This window comes from Martinezella dioscoreae (assembly GCF_009176305.1).
In the GTDB taxonomy this organism is placed as follows: Bacteria; Pseudomonadota; Alphaproteobacteria; order Rhizobiales; family Rhizobiaceae; genus Rhizobium; species Rhizobium dioscoreae.
In genome coordinates, this window is sequence record NZ_BLAJ01000004.1 from 689,464 (window position 1) to 705,054 (window position 15,591).

At 59.0% G+C, this 15,591-nt stretch carries 14 protein-coding genes; 11 read left to right on the top strand and 3 right to left on the bottom strand.

Annotated features, from left to right (window positions below):
• The first annotated feature begins 304 nt into the window (after positions 1-304).
• The 4 genes from GDN47_RS20430 (at position 305) to curA (ending at position 2,841) form a co-directional block, all read left to right on the top strand.
• Positions 305-502, top strand: coding sequence for a hypothetical protein (locus GDN47_RS20430; RefSeq protein WP_113331329.1), 198 nt, complete (start codon positions 305-307; stop codon positions 500-502).
• 12 nt (positions 503-514) lie between these two features.
• Positions 515-709: a hypothetical protein gene (locus GDN47_RS20435; RefSeq protein WP_113331247.1), complete on the top strand. Its 195-nt coding sequence runs from the start codon at positions 515-517 to the stop codon at positions 707-709.
• Between the two features lie 139 nt (positions 710-848).
• Positions 849-1,694: a VOC family protein gene (locus GDN47_RS20440; protein ID WP_113331248.1), complete on the top strand. Its 846-nt coding sequence runs from the start codon at positions 849-851 to the stop codon at positions 1,692-1,694.
• A 115-nt stretch (positions 1,695-1,809) separates the two neighbouring features.
• Positions 1,810-2,841 carry an NADPH-dependent curcumin/dihydrocurcumin reductase gene (gene curA, locus GDN47_RS20445; RefSeq protein WP_113331249.1) on the top strand — a complete coding sequence of 344 codons (1,032 nt, stop codon included), beginning with the start codon at positions 1,810-1,812 and terminating at the stop codon, positions 2,839-2,841.
• 33 nt (positions 2,842-2,874) lie between these two features.
• On the opposite strand, the gene GDN47_RS20450 is transcribed toward curA, so the two are convergent.
• Positions 2,875-4,227, bottom strand: a complete 1,353-nt coding sequence (locus tag GDN47_RS20450; protein ID WP_113331250.1) for an FAD/NAD(P)-binding protein — start codon at positions 4,225-4,227, stop codon at positions 2,875-2,877.
• Positions 4,228-4,702: 475 nt separating this feature from the next.
• On the bottom strand, positions 4,703-5,620 hold the full coding sequence (locus GDN47_RS20455) for a LysR family transcriptional regulator (RefSeq protein ID WP_113388559.1): 918 nt from the start codon (positions 5,618-5,620) through the stop codon (positions 4,703-4,705).
• A gap of 94 nt (positions 5,621-5,714) precedes the next feature.
• On the opposite strand from GDN47_RS20455, the gene GDN47_RS20460 reads away from it, so the two are divergent.
• The 3 genes from GDN47_RS20460 to GDN47_RS20470 all read left to right on the top strand — a co-directional run bounded on the left by GDN47_RS20460 (position 5,715) and on the right by GDN47_RS20470 (position 9,828).
• Positions 5,715-6,512, top strand: a complete 798-nt coding sequence (locus GDN47_RS20460) for an NAD(P)H-dependent oxidoreductase (RefSeq protein ID WP_113388558.1) — start codon at positions 5,715-5,717, stop codon at positions 6,510-6,512.
• 1,277 nt (positions 6,513-7,789) lie between these two features.
• Positions 7,790-8,533 (top strand): YoaK family protein, encoded by a 744-nt coding sequence (locus GDN47_RS20465; protein ID WP_113388676.1) that lies wholly within the window; start codon positions 7,790-7,792, stop codon positions 8,531-8,533.
• Between the two features lie 158 nt (positions 8,534-8,691).
• On the top strand, positions 8,692-9,828 hold the full coding sequence (locus tag GDN47_RS20470; RefSeq protein ID WP_152094124.1) for an ROK family transcriptional regulator: 1,137 nt from the start codon (positions 8,692-8,694) through the stop codon (positions 9,826-9,828).
• 15 nt (positions 9,829-9,843) lie between these two features.
• Here GDN47_RS20470 and GDN47_RS20475 read toward each other — a convergent pair whose 3' ends face one another.
• Positions 9,844-10,890, bottom strand: coding sequence for a Gfo/Idh/MocA family protein (locus GDN47_RS20475; protein ID WP_152094125.1), 1,047 nt, complete (start codon positions 10,888-10,890; stop codon positions 9,844-9,846).
• A 275-nt stretch (positions 10,891-11,165) separates the two neighbouring features.
• Here GDN47_RS20475 and GDN47_RS20480 point away from each other — a divergent pair, with 275 nt between their 5' ends.
• From GDN47_RS20480 to GDN47_RS20495, 4 genes are all read left to right on the top strand, one after another.
• Positions 11,166-12,464, top strand: coding sequence for a type 2 periplasmic-binding domain-containing protein (locus tag GDN47_RS20480; protein WP_152094126.1), 1,299 nt, complete (start codon positions 11,166-11,168; stop codon positions 12,462-12,464).
• A 67-nt stretch (positions 12,465-12,531) separates the two neighbouring features.
• Positions 12,532-13,461 carry a carbohydrate ABC transporter permease gene (locus GDN47_RS20485; protein WP_145635747.1) on the top strand — a complete coding sequence of 310 codons (930 nt, stop codon included), beginning with the start codon at positions 12,532-12,534 and terminating at the stop codon, positions 13,459-13,461.
• Positions 13,458-14,300, top strand: a complete 843-nt coding sequence (locus tag GDN47_RS20490) for a carbohydrate ABC transporter permease (protein WP_092716672.1) — start codon at positions 13,458-13,460, stop codon at positions 14,298-14,300. The genes GDN47_RS20485 and GDN47_RS20490 overlap by 4 nt, the downstream gene beginning before the upstream one ends.
• Positions 14,301-14,340: 40 nt before the next feature.
• Entirely contained in the window at positions 14,341-15,579 is a 1,239-nt protein-coding gene (locus tag GDN47_RS20495; protein WP_113352975.1) for an ROK family transcriptional regulator, read from the top strand.
• Positions 15,580-15,591: the final 12 nt, after the last annotated feature.

Sequence of the window (15,591 nt, forward strand, 5' to 3'; positions counted from 1 at the left end):
AACGCGCGGGTATATCACGAGGTTGAATAGGCGATGGCTCCTTGATGGGGTTGGCATCCGCTTGAAGCGAGCGGCGCGATATTCGGACGTTTAGAAACAATTTCGCAATCTCCAATGCACGTTCCTCAATACCCTTCAACCTCTTCTACTAGAATTGTTTTCCCCTATCGCCCGACTATTTGGCACCGCCGCGAATAGCTCACCGCATCTTTTACATATATAATCCACTAAATTAATGGACTAATCGAACTTAGAACGCCGCCGATCGTTCGTTCGGAAGAATCCATTTCAAGGGGTGATGAAAATGACCAGACAGGTGATTGAATATGCCGGCATTCCGGTGGGCATCGTCGTTCCGGACAAGGGCGCGCTAAGGTTCATCGCGGTCAAGTTTCACGTCTATGACCTTGACGGCCAACATTTTGCCGCCGCCTCCGACGTGCTGCGAGCAATCCACAAGTTGGTATCCACAACGTCTGGCAATCTCAACCGAGCCGCGTAAAGGAGGCATATCATGAGCAGGCTGCGTCGTTTCTTTCGCCTCTCGGCACAACGCGACGAGATCGAGACAAGGCTGCTGGCGCAAGAATATCGGGCGCTCATTCTCGATGATCTTGTCGATGACGGTACTAGCCATGAGCTGCAATCGAAATCCGTCGAACTATCTCATGAGATCGGTTCGCATCGACGTCAGCCTTACCGTGGATAGCCAATCCTGTTCGACGCATTTCAGCAGCCGCTCCCGTTCGGCCCGCGAACACGGTTGCTGATGTGATCACCAAAGCCGCGGCATGCCGAATGCGGCGCAAAGACCGCAATTTAACATACCTCTATGTCGGGAGCCCCCAATGGCTGTTACTGCCCAACCCCTCATCCTCGATCACGCCGTCATTGGCGTCCTTGATCGGCTGGACGAGGCCGCTGCGATCTATCGCAAACTCGGCTTCGCGCTGACGCCACGAGGTTACCATACCCTGGGCTCCATCAATCATCTTGCCGTGTTCGGCGAGAACTATCTGGAGCTACTCGGATTTCCGCCTGACAGTGATGACAAACGCACCGATCTCTGGTCTTATCCGATCGGTTTGAACGGACTTGCCTTTCGAACCACGGACGCAGCCAGCCTGCAACGCGAATTGGGCGATGCCGGCAAATCCGTCACCGAATGGCGGGACTTCTCGCGCCCTGTCAACGTGGGAGGCATAGAGAAGTCAGCCAGTTTCCGCACCTTCCAGATCGGCAAGGAGGCGATCTCCAATGGCCGCTTCTTTTTCTGCCAGCACAATACGCCGGAGCTGGTGTGGCAGCAGAGAGATCAGAGCCACCCCAACGGTGTTCTCGATATCGTCGATGTCTTCATCGTCAGCCGCGCTCCCGAAGCGCTAACCGAACTGCTAGGCGGATTTGCCGATACCGCCGCGCCTGAAATCAGCAGGGACGGCATTGTAATTCACGCCGGCATCGTCACACTTCATATCCTGTCCGAGGTTGACGCCGCCTCCCGGTTCGGCTCCGCCATTCCGGCAAGCTTTGACGGTAACGAAAGAAAAGTGGCGCTCGGACTGAAGGTACGATCGGTTGAAGCAACCGCAGATGTGCTGGCGCAAGGAGGCTTTTCGCCTCGCGCCTTCGAGGGCGGCCTGCTTGTTGATGCCGATGCCGCCAATGGAGTCGCACTATGGTTCAAGGAATGAGTTGGAAGACCGACGCTCACACACGGTGATACGACACGAACTTCGGACGGCTGCAACTGAGATTACGAAATCCTGCATCGCGTCCGGAAGCAGAACTTGAGATAAGGAATTCCACATGGCCAATCAGCCCGTCACCACCCGCATCGTGCTTGCCTCCCGTCCCGTTGGAAAACCGGTCGCGGCGAACTTCCGGCTTGAACGGGAAACCTTGCGGGATCTCGACGAAGGCGAGGTTCTTCTGCAGATCCTTTATCTTTCCCTCGACCCCTATATGCGAGGCCGGATGGACGACGCGAAATCCTATGCCACGCCGGTCGAGATTGGCGGCGTGATGGAAGGAGGAACCGTTGCGCGCGTGGTCAAATCACGCAATACGGAGTTCACGCCGGGAGACATCGTCCTCTCCCATTCCGGCTGGCAGAGCCATGCGATCTCAAACGGCGCGGGATTACGCAGGCTTGACCCGAATGCGGCGCCGATCTCGACGGCACTCGGCATTCTCGGAATGCCGGGCTTCACCGCCTATGCGGGGCTGCGCAATATCGGGCGGCCCAAGGCGGGAGAGACATTGGTCGTGGCCGCCGCCAGCGGCGCGGTCGGCTCGGCCGTCGGGCAGATCAGCAAGATCTTTGGTGCGCGAGTAGTTGGTATTGCAGGCGGCCCGGACAAATGCCGTTATATCCGCGACGAACTCGGCTTCGATGCCGCGATCGATCACCGGGCCGACGATTTTCAAGCCCGGCTCGCGTCTGCTTGCCGGAACGGCATCGACATTTATTTCGAAAATGTCGGCGGACATGTCTGGAACGCGGTGTTTCCATTGCTGAACGATTTCGCGCGCGTTCCGGTCTGCGGACTGATCGCGCATTACAACGAAGACCCGTCCACTTCGCGTGGATCGGACCAATTGCCTGCTGTAATGCGCGCCATCCTGAGAAAGAGCCTGACCATCCGGGGTTTCATACAACGCGAATTTGCCGATCAACGCCCCGATTTCTATCGAGAAGCCGGAAAATGGATTGCCGAGGGGCGCCTCAAATATAAGGAGGACATCGTGGATGGGCTCGAAAACGCTCCGGAAGCTTTTCTCGGGCTGCTGGAAGGACGGAACTTCGGTAAGCTGATCGTGCGTGTCGCACAGAGCTGACCGCCAGCTCTCAAGTCGGCGGATATCGATCCTTCACGACAATCTATCCGCAATCGCCTCGGCAACCTTTCTTGCCTGCACGCGGATATCCGGCACGGCGGTAATTTCCCAGAATTGGCCAGCGGTCAGCGCGCCAACGGCATAGATGATTGCTTCCTTGCCGCTCGAGCCAGGGATGCGTGAGCGAGCATCGACCACCAATCCGAGACCAAGCGGATCCGCCTCGATCAGGCCTTTGCGCTGCATCTCCTGCAGCAATGGGGAATGCGCGATGCCTGCTCGTTCCATGCCAGTGCAATTCACGATCCAGTCCGCCTCGATGGAGGCTGTAAAGCTCTCGCCGCGAGGCCGGTAATGTACGGTTAAAGCCTTGGTTTTCTCGACATTCCGCAGATGGCCGGCTCGGATCGAAACCTGGCCGTTTTGCAGCATCCTTTCAAACCGCCGGAACACATCCGGAGCAACACGATGACGATGAATGTTCCACCACGGCAAGGCATGGCGTAAAAAGCGACGGCGCTCGATCTCCGGCAATCTCGACCAGAGAGCTTGCGTCTTCGGGCGTAAGCCATCCATGACCCTGCGCCAGTCCCCCGCATCTTTGCTCTCGCGACGGAGAACATGCAGGAGTTCACTCATCCGCGTGGGCAAGGCTTCGACGTCGATATCGACCGCCGACTTGGGATGGCTGACATGATCGTGCGGAACGAGGCCGCGCCGTGACAATACGATTATCTTGCCGGTGAAACCGTGGGCAAACAGTGCCAAAACCTGATCGATCATCGTCAGTCCCGAACCCAAGATACAGACCGTATCGGCCTTACCGACCCGTCTCAACCATGACAGCCGCCATGGATTTTCGATGATATGGGAGCGCACGTCCGCGGATAGTCGGGAAACATCAAACGGCAATGGTGCATTGCCAACGCCGAGACAGAGCACGACGCTTCGCCCGGCGATCTCATTGCCGTTGTCCAAAATAAAGCCGAGCGCGGAACCGTATCGCTCAACGCATCCCGTCGCCTTGGCCTTGATGAAGTCGACTCGACAACGCTGTTTCCTGTTGCGCAGCAAAGCGGCCAAACTGTCTCGAATATACAGGCCATAGTCCTGCCTGGAGGCGAAATCTCCCGCGTCCAGCGGCCGCTTGCGTTCCCGCAGCCATTCGACAAAGGCATTCGGACGATCCGGAAACAAGCTCATGCGACCGGCCGGCACGTTCAGCCGATGCAAGTAGAGTTCTGTCCGATAGGCGGTCCCGCGACCAAAGCCAGGATCGTCGCCGACAATGGCGATCGATGCCGTTTCAGGGAGCAGCTCTACGAGATTGCAAACGGTGGAAATGGCGGAAAAACCAGAACCCACGACAACGGCATCATAGATCATCGCTGGCCTTTTCCGCTTTCGAACAGAGGCAAGACAATTACCGATATCTCCCTTTCACTGATCTAGGGCAGATGATTTCCGATCCAACATGTGATGGTGGCATTGCGGGGGAAATATTGGGTGCGCCCTAGGCGCTCCGGCTCGGGACGCGGGTCTGGCTTGGCGGCAGCCGACGAGATTGTTTTCCTCCTGCCGCCCACTTTCGGTCCTGCAGAGAATGTGCGGCTATGACCAAATCCCGCTCAGACGGTGGCCCCGAGTCTCGGCTGGCCGTCGACCGCATAACGACGGATGTCGAGATCGCGAAAGGCTTGTCCAGATTTCCTCTTGATGAAGACCGCTGCCTCTATGCCATCTCCGCCGCGGCGCCAGATTCAAATTACGCTCCACGCCATATGGCGGAGTCTTCGGAATCGGCAAACCGTTGCGCCATTTTGCGCGCCCTGCTTCAGGCAGCGTTTTAACTTCTTGCCCCTTACCGCTCTATACCAGGGACCCGGAGCATTCCCTCTGCCAGAAACTCGACCAGCAGCCGGACACGCGCGATGCCGGTTCGTTCGGGCGCGATAAGCATATTCAACGGCACGGCCGGTGGAGCGTAGTCAGGCAGCACCGTTTCGAGCCGGCCGTCCGCGAGAAGGTCGTCCACCAGCCAGATATGAGCGGGGCCCAGGCCGCGACCCGCGATAAAGGCTTCGCGCGCGGCGAGCCCGTGATCAACGCGCAGATGCCCGCTGAAAGGCACGAGGTGGCGCGTGCCTCCCGCCCGCTCAAGCGCGAGAGATTCGCTTCCGGCAACGTTCGACATGCGAACGCCCTCATGGTCCTTGAGCTCCTCGGGTGTCGCCGGCCGGCCACGGCTTGCCAGATAGGCGGGAGAGGCGACGAGAACGCGCCGGCTTTGACCGATCGCCCGCAGCTTCATCGAACTGTCGGCGAGCGGACCGAGGCGCAGTGCGATGTCCACGCCTTCGCGGATGAGATCAACGCGTTCATCCGTCAGGCTGAGGTCGACTGCGATGTCCGGGTAGCGATCCTGAAAGGCGAAGACCAGACGGCTGACATGCCGGACGCCGAGCGCTGCCGTACAAGAAATGCGAACCGAGCCGGCGGAGACGCTCCGCGCGCTTCGCGCTTCATCGGTCGCCTGTTCCAGCAGGCGCAGGATTTGGATGGCATTGGCATAATAAAGTCCCCCTTCCTCGGTGAGCGTGACACGACGGGTCGTGCGGCTCAACAGTGCCACGCCAAGGGCTTCTTCAAGCTCACGCACATGCCGCGTGACACTGGACTGGCCAATGTTCAACTCACGCGCCACAGCCGACAAATTGCCGCGTTCGGCGACGCGGACAAAGGTGCGAATGCGTTCGAGCGTGATGTCCGATCTATCCATTATTCGGCATTATCCTATCCATCCCTGCTATATAACGCATTAGCGGAACATGGCCTAGCTTAGGGAGAGTTTTCTTCAACAAGCAGGCGTCACCATGAATGTGCTCATCGTCTTCGCTCACCCCGAACCTAAATCCTTATCGGCATCGTTACGTGATGTTGCGGTCCAGGAACTGGAAGCAGCCGGCCACACGGTAGAGGTTTCCGACCTACATGCCATGCGCTGGAAATCGGAGATCGACCGCGCGGATTTCCCGTCTTTGGCTCCCGACGAGCGGCTTATGCCGGTCGCCGCTTCCAAACATGCCTTCAGCGGCGATACGCTGACGGACGATGTCAAAGGGGAGATCGAAAAGCTTCTCTGGGCTGATGCATTGATCCTGCAGTTTCCGCTCTGGTGGTTCGCCATGCCGGCCATCCTGAAAGGTTGGGTCGACCGCGTGTTTGCTTATGGGTTCGCCTATGGCGTTGGCGAACACAGCGACAAGCGCTGGGGTGATCGCTATGGAGAGGGAACCTTGGTCGGCAAGCGAGCCATGTTGATCGTAACCGCAGGGGGGTGGGAAGAACACTACGCTCCTCGGGGAATCAACGGTCCCATCGACGATCTTCTGTTTCCGATCAATCACGGCATTCTCTACTATCCTGGCTACGATGTGCTGCCGCCCTTCGTGACCTATAGTACCGATCGCTTCGACGACGCCCGCTTCGAAGCCGCTGCGAAACATCTGCGCGATCGGATGCGAACGCTCGAAACAACAAGCCCCATTCCTTACAGGAGCCAAAATGGCGGGGATTACCATATTCCGACCATGCAACTCCGGTCGGAACTGGGCGGTCAGAGGGCATCAGGCTTCGCACTTCATCGAAAAGATGTGGCTGCGTCCAGGTAATGCGCTCGGTGCTATCAACTCCTATTCGTGGAGTTGTTCAGCATCGCGTGGGTGCCGAGTGCTCGAAGCAGCAGATGATGGCAACGAAGGCGACCGGATAGTCACACCGTCGCGGGTCAGGTGTTGACGACGGACGGCTTTCAATCGTCGCAGCCGACGCATACCGACTTGCGGAAAGATAATGGGCGGTCGGCGAAGAGGAATGGTTGTGATCCTTTGTCAGGAACGCGCTGATACTCAACGCATGACCTCGGGCCGCCTTCGGGGTCTCGCTAGCGGCTGGCCTTGACAGCAAGGGATGAAGCGCCTCTCCGGCGGGAGGTCACTGTCCATGCGGCATCGAGCGAACGCCGATCCAACGCCTGATTATTCGCCCTGTCACCGGAGGTTGGTCCGATGACAGGGCAGACCGCCGACGGGTGGCAGTGGTGTCGGCGACCGGGGGCAGTCATGCACTATCCGAATAGAGCTGCGTTGAACACGGACCTTAGTCTGATGGCGAGTAAGCTTCTTTTCCGCACAACGTGTGAGGCGGAATTTGGTGGGCGTGTGCCCCTTCGAATTAGTTGCAATTGCAGCTTTTCATCCATCAACTGTGATGCTGTTGAAGGGCGTGGTTGCGGCCGCGGAGTCGAACCGCCTGTTTCGGCTTATTTGCACCGACGAGCGCACCGGCGCTCTTAGCCGCATCTCGCTTGGCTTGCTGGCTACAATCAGAAGTCTACGACCGATGCGACAATTTTCCAGTTGTCAAATAGTACTAAATCATGTGCGCCTTCCGCGCTAACAATTCCTTCTTACGCGCCCAATCTCAACCTGAGCGTTCGGTTTATATGCATCGATTGCGGGAGGGGGCCTCCTCTCGACGCTGCACATCCAGGCATCTGATACCGCTTGACATTCTAAACCGTCTGAACGAAAGCAAGCTCTCTTGATGGACCACCCATACAACCGAAAGAATTGCGGTTCTGGAAGGCAATCCAATGCCGCCGATGAGAGCAGCCACACTGAGGCGAGGATGTGGCGGCTTGGTCCATGTGGCATCTTCACGCAAAGCCAAAAGCCCGCTTGTGAGAGCGCTGCGTCGAGTAGTAGGGTAAATCGTCATCGTTTCGGATATGTTGGCCCGCGTGGAATCGTCATACCCGATCCCGCAATACCCGGAGGCAAGGAGGCATGATGGTTCCCAGTCCGGTTTGGAAAGATGTCGGCCTGAAATCCAGAAAGGAGCAAAGACTTTCGATGCCTTCAATCCGCAACCGCCAACAGTGGCTTCCATGCTTGTAAGACAAGGCACCCATCGCAACGAGAAAATTGACCGCCATCTGGCTGCGTCCCTTGCGGCAATTGCGGGCGCATTGAATGCGTCCGCCTTCTACGCTGTCGGCTTCTTCTCAGCCAACATGACGGGAAATGTATCGACCCTGTCCGATCATCTTGCCGTGGGACAGTGGCTGTCGAGCCTGCTTTACGGCGGGATTGTCATCGCCTTCATCCTCGGGGCCGCGACTTCGACGCTGATTGTCAACGCGGGACAGCGGCGCAACGTACATGCGATCTATGCTTATAGTATTTTGACCGAGGCCATCTTGCTTGCCGCGCTCGGCTGCGCGGATCTATGGCTTCTCGCTGCTTGGCGCACGCCGGTTCTCGTTCTCGGGCTTGCATTCCTGATGGGGCTCCAGAACGCGGTCGTCACCCGCATCTCGGACGCCAGGGTTCGCACCACGCATGTTTCCGGCATGGCCACGGATCTGGGCATAGAGCTAGCCATTGCCCTGGACGCCTTGCGAGGACGTGAGCAGGCTCCGGAGGCGCGGCGCAATCTGAGCAAACTACAATTGCATCTTTACACGATCGTCTCGTTTCTTCTCGGCGGCGTCCTGGGAGTGTTCGCCTACCGAGCCATCGGTGGCCACCTTCTCCTATTGGCTGCGGTTTTGTTGACGCTAATCGCAGTGGATGCGATTTTACGCGCACGAAAAATAGCGGCCGCCGGGGTCGAACCACGAACCTCATGACTCTTTTTAGGGATGCTTGCATTCCGAAAGTCACTTGAAACAAGGGCGGTTGCGGCCCTAATAAAATCAAGAATTTGTACGGACCGGTTGGAAAATAGTCAGGGGCATTGTCATTTGTCCGCGATATACCAGCGGCAAGGTACGCAAGGAAATCGGTCATGCGGTATCTTCGATCCGGGCCACGGTGGCGCCAGCCGGAGGAGACGGACGTTACGCGGGGCAAGACACTCGGTCTGCGGTCGGGAGAAATCGCCGACAGAAATATTCGCGTCATCCTGGAGGCGATCCGCCGCCACGGCCCTTTGACCCGCATGGAGCTCGGAAAACATTCCGGACTGACCGGGCCGGGAATCACCAACATTCTGCGCCGGCTTGGCGATGAAGGGTTGGTGACATCGCATCGGCGCAATGGCGCGGGCGGTGGGGCGACCTCCACCGAATTTGCCCTGCGGCCAGAAGGAGCCTTCTCGATCGGCGTTCGTGCCCGTCAAAATCGAGGCGAAGCGGTTCTCGTCGATCTGAGCGGCCAGGTTCACGACCGCGTTTATTTTCCCCTCGCCCGGGCAAGGAGGGTCGCATCGATCCTTTCGGCGATCGAGGACATGATCGGCCATCATGCCGACTTGCCGATCATCGGCCTGGGTATCGGCTCGAATGACTGGAGCCCGGAAGAAAGCGAGCAGCTGGATGCCGCATTGAAATTTCCGCGCAGCCATGTCGAGAACGAATGCACGGCAAGCCTGCTCGCCGAGCGCACGATCGGCACACCGGCACCGAAAGGCGGGCTCGCGATGATCATCATCGATGAGGATGTCCAGGCCGGGTTCCTCGTTCGTGGCGTTCCCTATTCGGGCGTTCATGGGCGCGCGGGCAATATCGGCGACATGCGCACCGGCCCCGACAATATCCGCCTGAATACGGTCGTGGGCTTCGATGCGCTGCACGGATTGTTGGGCGAGGACGAATTCCGGCGCCTTCTGGCGGGCGAGGAGCCATATTCCCCACTGATAACGCAGTGGATACGCGAGGCGGCAAGCCATCTGCTCGACCCGATCATCGCGATTGCCGGCTTCATCGCGCCGAGCGTGATCATGATCGGCGGCGACCTGCCGCGCGACGTTATCGAGGCACTGATCCATCAGCTTTCCGTCGAGCGCCGCGACACGTCGAAACGGCCATTCCTGACGCCCTGGATTTCGCCGATGAAGCCGGCAAGTTTCAGCGGTGGCGGCGTGGCGCTGGGGGCGGCACTCCTGCCTTTCCTCAACACTCTTCTGCCGCCGGTCTCCGGCTGAATCTCGCTTCTGGATTCAGGCAAGCGCCTCGTCTTTATGGCTGATGTCCGAGGCAAGTGCCTTGTCCAGGACCTTCTGTATGTTTGCCGCGCGGCGGAAGGAGGGTTCCTGAGTCTTACCCATTCTGACGGCCTGAACGAAGCGCTGGTAGTTCGTCTCAACGTCATCAAAGTGGATATCACACCAGGTCGCCGTGTGAACGTCTTCGCCGAGACAGGCGCGGAGCGTCGATTTTCCTGTGTCGTAGATCATCTCGATCGAACCGGTCTCGCCGTAAACTCTCAAGCGCAGTTGGTCCATCTGCCCGGCGGCGGTGCGCGTCGCCTGAATCGTGCCGATCGCTCCGGTCGTGAAGTCGACATTCATCGTGAAGCTGTCATTCGCATCGAGATCATATTCGCCGATCTTGTCGCCCGGCGCCTTGCTGAAGGTCTTCAGCCGCGCGAAAACATGAGCGACGTCAAGTCCGGACCCATAGGACGCGAAGTCGACGATATGGATGCCGATGTCGCCGAGCGCGCCGTTCGAGCCATGCTTCCTGCTGAGGCGCCACAGCCACTTGCTCTCCGATTTCCAATCTCCCCAATGCCGGCCAACGAGCCAACTCTGCAGATGAGAGGCTTCGACATGCCTCACCTCGCCGATCTCGCCGGCGAGCACCATCTGCCGGCCCTTCTGCAAGGCAGGCGAATTGCGATAGGTGAAATTCACCATGCCCACCTTGCCGGCTTTCTCGATAGCCTCGGTCATTTCCATCGCCTTGGTCGCGTCTGTCGCAAGAGGCTTTTCGCAGAAGACATGCTTGCCGGCAGCAATCGCCTGCAGCGTCGTCGGGTGGTGAACAGCGTCAGGCGTTACGTTGGCGACGGCATCGAACTCGCCCCAGGCGAGCGCTTCCTCAAGCGAGCCGAAACGATTGGGGATGGCGTGTTCCGAGCAAAAGGCAGCCAGCCGCTCGGGAACGACGTCAACGCCGCCCACGACGCTGACGCCTTCGATCTCCTTGAAACTTGCCGCATGTTTGTTGGCCATTCCGCCAGTGCCGAGAATGAGTAGGCGCATCTGATCCTCCATAGATGTCAGGTTTGGCTATTTTCATAGCCGGGGAAAAACCTCACTGCCCACCGCGGATATCCGCGATGGCTCGACTGTTTCGAGATCGGGAAATGCGGCCTGAGGCCGCTAGCTGCTGTCGAATGTCACCAGCATCTCAATCCTCCCGAGCTGCGACTTGACATCAAACCAAAGTAACTTAATCTAATTAATGCAGCATGGAAATGAGGAGCGGTCAACTGGCCACCATGTTGTATCCGTTCAAAATGGGGAGGAGACCCATCATGAAGAGAGCGTTCGTCAGCGCGCTAGCGCTGAGCACGATGTTGTTTTCAGTGCCTGCCGCATTTGCCCAAGAACTGGCGACAAAGGACAGGATAGGCCTTGCCGACGCGCCGAAAACACTCACTGTCCGGCTCACGAACGATAGTCCGAACAATGCCGATCCGGCGATCGCCGAGGGCTATCGGAAACTCTTCATCGACTTCATCAAGAAGCATCCCGACTGGAAGCTGCAGATGCAGTTCATGTCAGCCGATATCGGCACGGAGCAGGCAAAAATGCTCGAACAGGCAAAGGCTGGCAATGCTCCGGATTGCGCCGCCGTCGATTCCTTCGTCCTCTCGCAATTCATGGTCAACCATGTGCTCGCCGACTTCACCCCCTATTTCTCGAAGGACGAAGTCGCGGATCTCTTCCCCTTCATCCGCAACGGCATCACCGACAAGGATCAGACGATCCGTGCCTGGTGGTGGGATACCGACCTTCGCGTCCTCTACCGCAACAAGTCCATTGTCCCCGATGCACCACAGACCTGGGACGACCTGAAGAAGGCCGGTATCGCCTCCGTCAAGGAAGGCATGGAGGGCATCCTCTTCAACGCCGCCCGCTATGAGGGTTCGACCTTCGACTGGCTCGCCAATTACTGGGCGCTCGGCGGCAAGCTCGTCGACGATACCGGCAAGCCGGTTTTCGGTGAGGATGAAAACAAGGAGAAGTTCCTCAAGGCGCTGACCTATTACAAGGATCTCGTCGATTCCGGTGCCGCGCCCAAACGGGTGACGACGATCGGCAACTATGATGATCTGAACGCGGCCGCGGCTGCCGGAACGACCGCGCTTTTCATCGGCGGCAATTGGCAGCTCGCCCAGTTGAAGGCAACGCTGGATCCGGACGAATTCGCCAACTGGACCTTCTCTCCGATCCCCGGCCCGACGGCAGATAAGCGCTCGACCGGCACGGGCGGCTGGACGATCGCCTCCTTCAGCAAGGATAAAGACAAGGTCGAGATGTGCGCCAACCTCGCGCGCGACATCTATATGGGGCCGGGCAACGCGCTTCAGCAGCAATTGCCGACGCGCAAATCGCTCTTCGACAAATATGAGGTTTTCGCGACCGAAGCCAACAAGACCTTCGCCGACGCGCTCGCCAACGGCCAGGCCCGTCCGGGCGCGCCGATCTATCCGGAGATCTCCAACCAGATCCAGATCATGATGGGCGACGTCCTGTCGGGAACCAAGCAGCCGGAAGAAGCCCTTAACGCGGCATTCAAGGCGACGATGGAGGCTTACAAGCGTCTCTAACGATTGTGATCGCGGCAACGCCCGCGCGGGCGTTGCCGACAGTGTCAAACCCGGACAGAGAAGCCCAATGACCCCAATCGCCATCGAGGCTGCCAGCCGGCCGCACAGCAGATCGTTCATGCGCCGTTTCGCCGGGGCGCCGCTACCCTGGATCATGCCCGTGATCATCGTCATCGGCATCTTCTATCTCTATCCGGTCATCGACGTGTTCCGTCTGTCCTTCACCAATGCGACGCTGATCGGCGACAATCAGGATTATACGCTCGCTTCTATCGCGAACATGCTGAGTTCGCCGCAGCTGCCCGACATTCTCTGGGCGACCCTCGTCTTCGTCGGCGGCAGCGTCATCGGCCAGCAGATCCTCGGCCTTGCCGTCGCCGTCGTTGTCGTTCGCGGCGAAAAGCGCGGTCTGTTCGGCACGACGATACTCAGAACCACGGCGCTCATCGCCTGGGTCGTGCCCGGCATCGCCGGCGGCATCATCTGGCAGATGCTATTTTCGGAAGCACCCTACGGCGCGCTGAACAGCATCTTACGGCTCATGCACCTGCCGACGGTCGCCTGGCTTTCCGATCCCGCCATCGCGCCCTGGTCAGCCCTGATCTCGAACATCTGGCGCGGAACGGCCTTCTCGATGGTCGTCATGTATGCCGCGTTGAAGGCAATCGATCCCTCGCTCTACGAAGCGGCGGAAGTGGATGGCGCGACGGGCCCGCAGCAGTTCTTCTTCATCACCATCCCGCAGCTGCGCGCGGCCATCCTCGTCAACATGATCCTTATTACCATCATGACGCTGAACACTTTCGACGCGATCATCACGCTGACGGGCGGCGGCCCTGGCCGCGCCACCGAAGTCATATCGCTCTATGTCTTCAATATCGTCTTCCGCAATTATGACCTGTCCGGGGGCAGCGTGCTTTCCGTGCTGATGCTCATCATCAGCCTCGGGCTAGCCGTCATCTATGCATCGTTCCTGCCGAAGGAGGATGAACGATGAGCAGGCGCACCGGCACGCGCTTCGGCGATTTTCTGAGCTATCTCTTCATGCTGGCGATGTTCGTCTTCTTCGCCGGCCCCCTCACCTACCTGCTGTCGATGGCGCTGCGCGACAAACGCGAAATCTATCGCGGCGTGGCGCGTTATATCCCGCACAACCCAACGATCGACAATTTCATCACCGTGCTTAATAACAGCTACTTCCCGCTCTATCTCTGGAACGGCTTGAAGCTCGCGGCTCTGAGCGGCTTCGGCGTTCTGATCGTCGCCATGCCCGCGGCCTACGCCTTCTCGCGCTTCCAGTTCCGGGGCAAGGGCCTGTCGATGATGGGGCTTCTGCTCTTTCAGATGATCTCGCCGCTGGTCATCATGGTGCCGCTCTATCGCTATATGAACCGCCTTGGCCTGCTCGATACGCATTTCGCCGTGACGATGGTCTATATCGCGCTCGGCGTGCCGCTCGCGACATGGCTTCTGAAGAGCACGGTGGACGGCATTCCGCGCAGCCTCGACGAAGCCGCGATGATCGACGGATGCAACCGTTTCTCCGTGTTCTGGCGGATCGTGCTGCCGCTGTCGGCACCGGGCATCGCCTCCGTCTTCATCATCACAGTCATTGCCGGCTGGTCGCAATTTCTGGTGCCTTTTCTGCTGCTCACGCAAAACAATTTGATGCCGATCGGCGTCGGGATCTTTAATTTCCGTGGCATGCAAACCGACTCGTCCATCCAGCTGCTGGCGGCCGCCTGCCTCATCTCCGTCGTACCGGCGATCGTGGCATTCCTGTCGCTGCAACGGCTGATCCTTGGCTCCATGACCAGCGGCTCGGTGAAGGGGTGAGGCCGGTTTGCGCGTGCCAGACTGATAAGGAATCCCGAGGATAAACCAACCGACCGGTGTCAAACTGTCTCCCGACCTGACGGGAGCCAATGTCGAGGATGCGGGCGAGCACAATCGAGGCGTCGTTCTGCGTTGCATCCATCGGCAAGCGCCGATTTCGCGCGCCGAAATCGCCCGGCAGACCGGCTTCACCAAGCCGGCGATCGCCCGCATCGTCGATCGCCTGCTCGACGAAGGCCTGATCATAGAAGCCCGGCGGCGCCATGGTCTGAGGGGACAGCCGGCGATCGAGCTTGAGATCAACCCCGACGCCTTCTTCGCGATCGGCATCAACATCGATCGCGACCATTTGACGATCCTTGCCGTCGATGCCGTCGGCAACGTGCGCGCCCGCGTCCACCACGAAAAGCGCTACATCCTGCCGGGCGAATTCATGCAGCTGACCGCCGATGCGATCTCGCATTTCCAGCGCAGCCGCCTGATCGACGATGCCCATCTGGCGGGTATCGGACTCGCGATGCCGGACTGGCTCGGCGAGATCGACTTCCTGGGCAAGCCCGATAATTATGGGGAGTGGATGGAATTCGACGTGCGCGCCGCATTGGAGAACCTGACGCAGCATCCCGTCTTCATCGAGAATGAAACGAATGCGGGAGCGCTTGCGGAGCTGGACTACGGGCTTGGAGCGGAAAGCCGTAGCTTCTTCTATATCGCGATCAATGCGTGCCCCGGCGGCGGGCTCGTGCTCGACGGCGCCGGCCATCGCGGCGCCATGGGCCTGAGCGGCGAGATCGGCTGGCTGCCAATCGCCGATCCGCGCCACAGGGGAGGCCAGAAAGTCGAGCTTCTCGGCGAAATATTCTCGCTCTTCTTCCTCTACAAATTCTTGGGCGAACACGGCATCAAGGCAAGCGTGCCCTCGGACCTCCTCACGCTGGATGCCCGTGGCAGAAAATTGGCCTCCCAATGGCTGAAGGGGATGAGCGCGCATCTGGCCGTCGCGGTCAAGCACATCGGCATGATCGTCGATCCCGATGCCATCATCCTGGGCGGCCGCTTGCCCATCCGCATGATCGATGAACTGCTGCGCTATGTCCACGAGCACCTCGATATGGAGGATACGGCGCTGCCATCGATCCACCGTGCCTCGCTCGGAGAGGACGCCTGCGCGATCGGCGCCGCGGCAATGCCGATGGCGGCAGCCCTCATGCTCGCCTCGGCCGACGAGGTCCAGCGCACGCGTTCACCACTCAAATTCATGGACCGCCTGAACAATTGAATTGGCCCCCGC

Excerpts from the sequence above, each read along its gene's own strand:
- GDN47_RS20435 (WP_113331247.1), top strand. The coding sequence starts at position 515 with ATGAGCAGGCTGCGTCGTTTCTTTCGCCTCTCGGCACAACGCGACGAG.
- GDN47_RS20455 (WP_113388559.1), bottom strand. The coding sequence starts at position 5,620 with ATGGATAGATCGGACATCACGCTCGAACGCATTCGCACCTTTGTCCGC.
- GDN47_RS20475 (WP_152094125.1), bottom strand. The coding sequence starts at position 10,890 with ATGCGCCTACTCATTCTCGGCACTGGCGGAATGGCCAACAAACATGCG.
- GDN47_RS20465 (WP_113388676.1), top strand. The coding sequence starts at position 7,790 with ATGCTTGTAAGACAAGGCACCCATCGCAACGAGAAAATTGACCGCCAT.
- GDN47_RS20430 (WP_113331329.1), top strand. The coding sequence starts at position 305 with ATGACCAGACAGGTGATTGAATATGCCGGCATTCCGGTGGGCATCGTC.
- GDN47_RS20460 (WP_113388558.1), top strand. The coding sequence starts at position 5,715 with ATGAATGTGCTCATCGTCTTCGCTCACCCCGAACCTAAATCCTTATCG.
- GDN47_RS20440 (WP_113331248.1), top strand. The coding sequence starts at position 849 with ATGGCTGTTACTGCCCAACCCCTCATCCTCGATCACGCCGTCATTGGC.
- GDN47_RS20480 (WP_152094126.1), top strand. The coding sequence starts at position 11,166 with ATGAAGAGAGCGTTCGTCAGCGCGCTAGCGCTGAGCACGATGTTGTTT.
- GDN47_RS20470 (WP_152094124.1), top strand. The coding sequence starts at position 8,692 with ATGCGGTATCTTCGATCCGGGCCACGGTGGCGCCAGCCGGAGGAGACG.
- curA (WP_113331249.1), top strand. The coding sequence starts at position 1,810 with ATGGCCAATCAGCCCGTCACCACCCGCATCGTGCTTGCCTCCCGTCCC.
- GDN47_RS20490 (WP_092716672.1), top strand. The coding sequence starts at position 13,458 with ATGAGCAGGCGCACCGGCACGCGCTTCGGCGATTTTCTGAGCTATCTC.
- GDN47_RS20450 (WP_113331250.1), bottom strand. The coding sequence starts at position 4,227 with ATGATCTATGATGCCGTTGTCGTGGGTTCTGGTTTTTCCGCCATTTCC.
- GDN47_RS20485 (WP_145635747.1), top strand. The coding sequence starts at position 12,532 with ATGACCCCAATCGCCATCGAGGCTGCCAGCCGGCCGCACAGCAGATCG.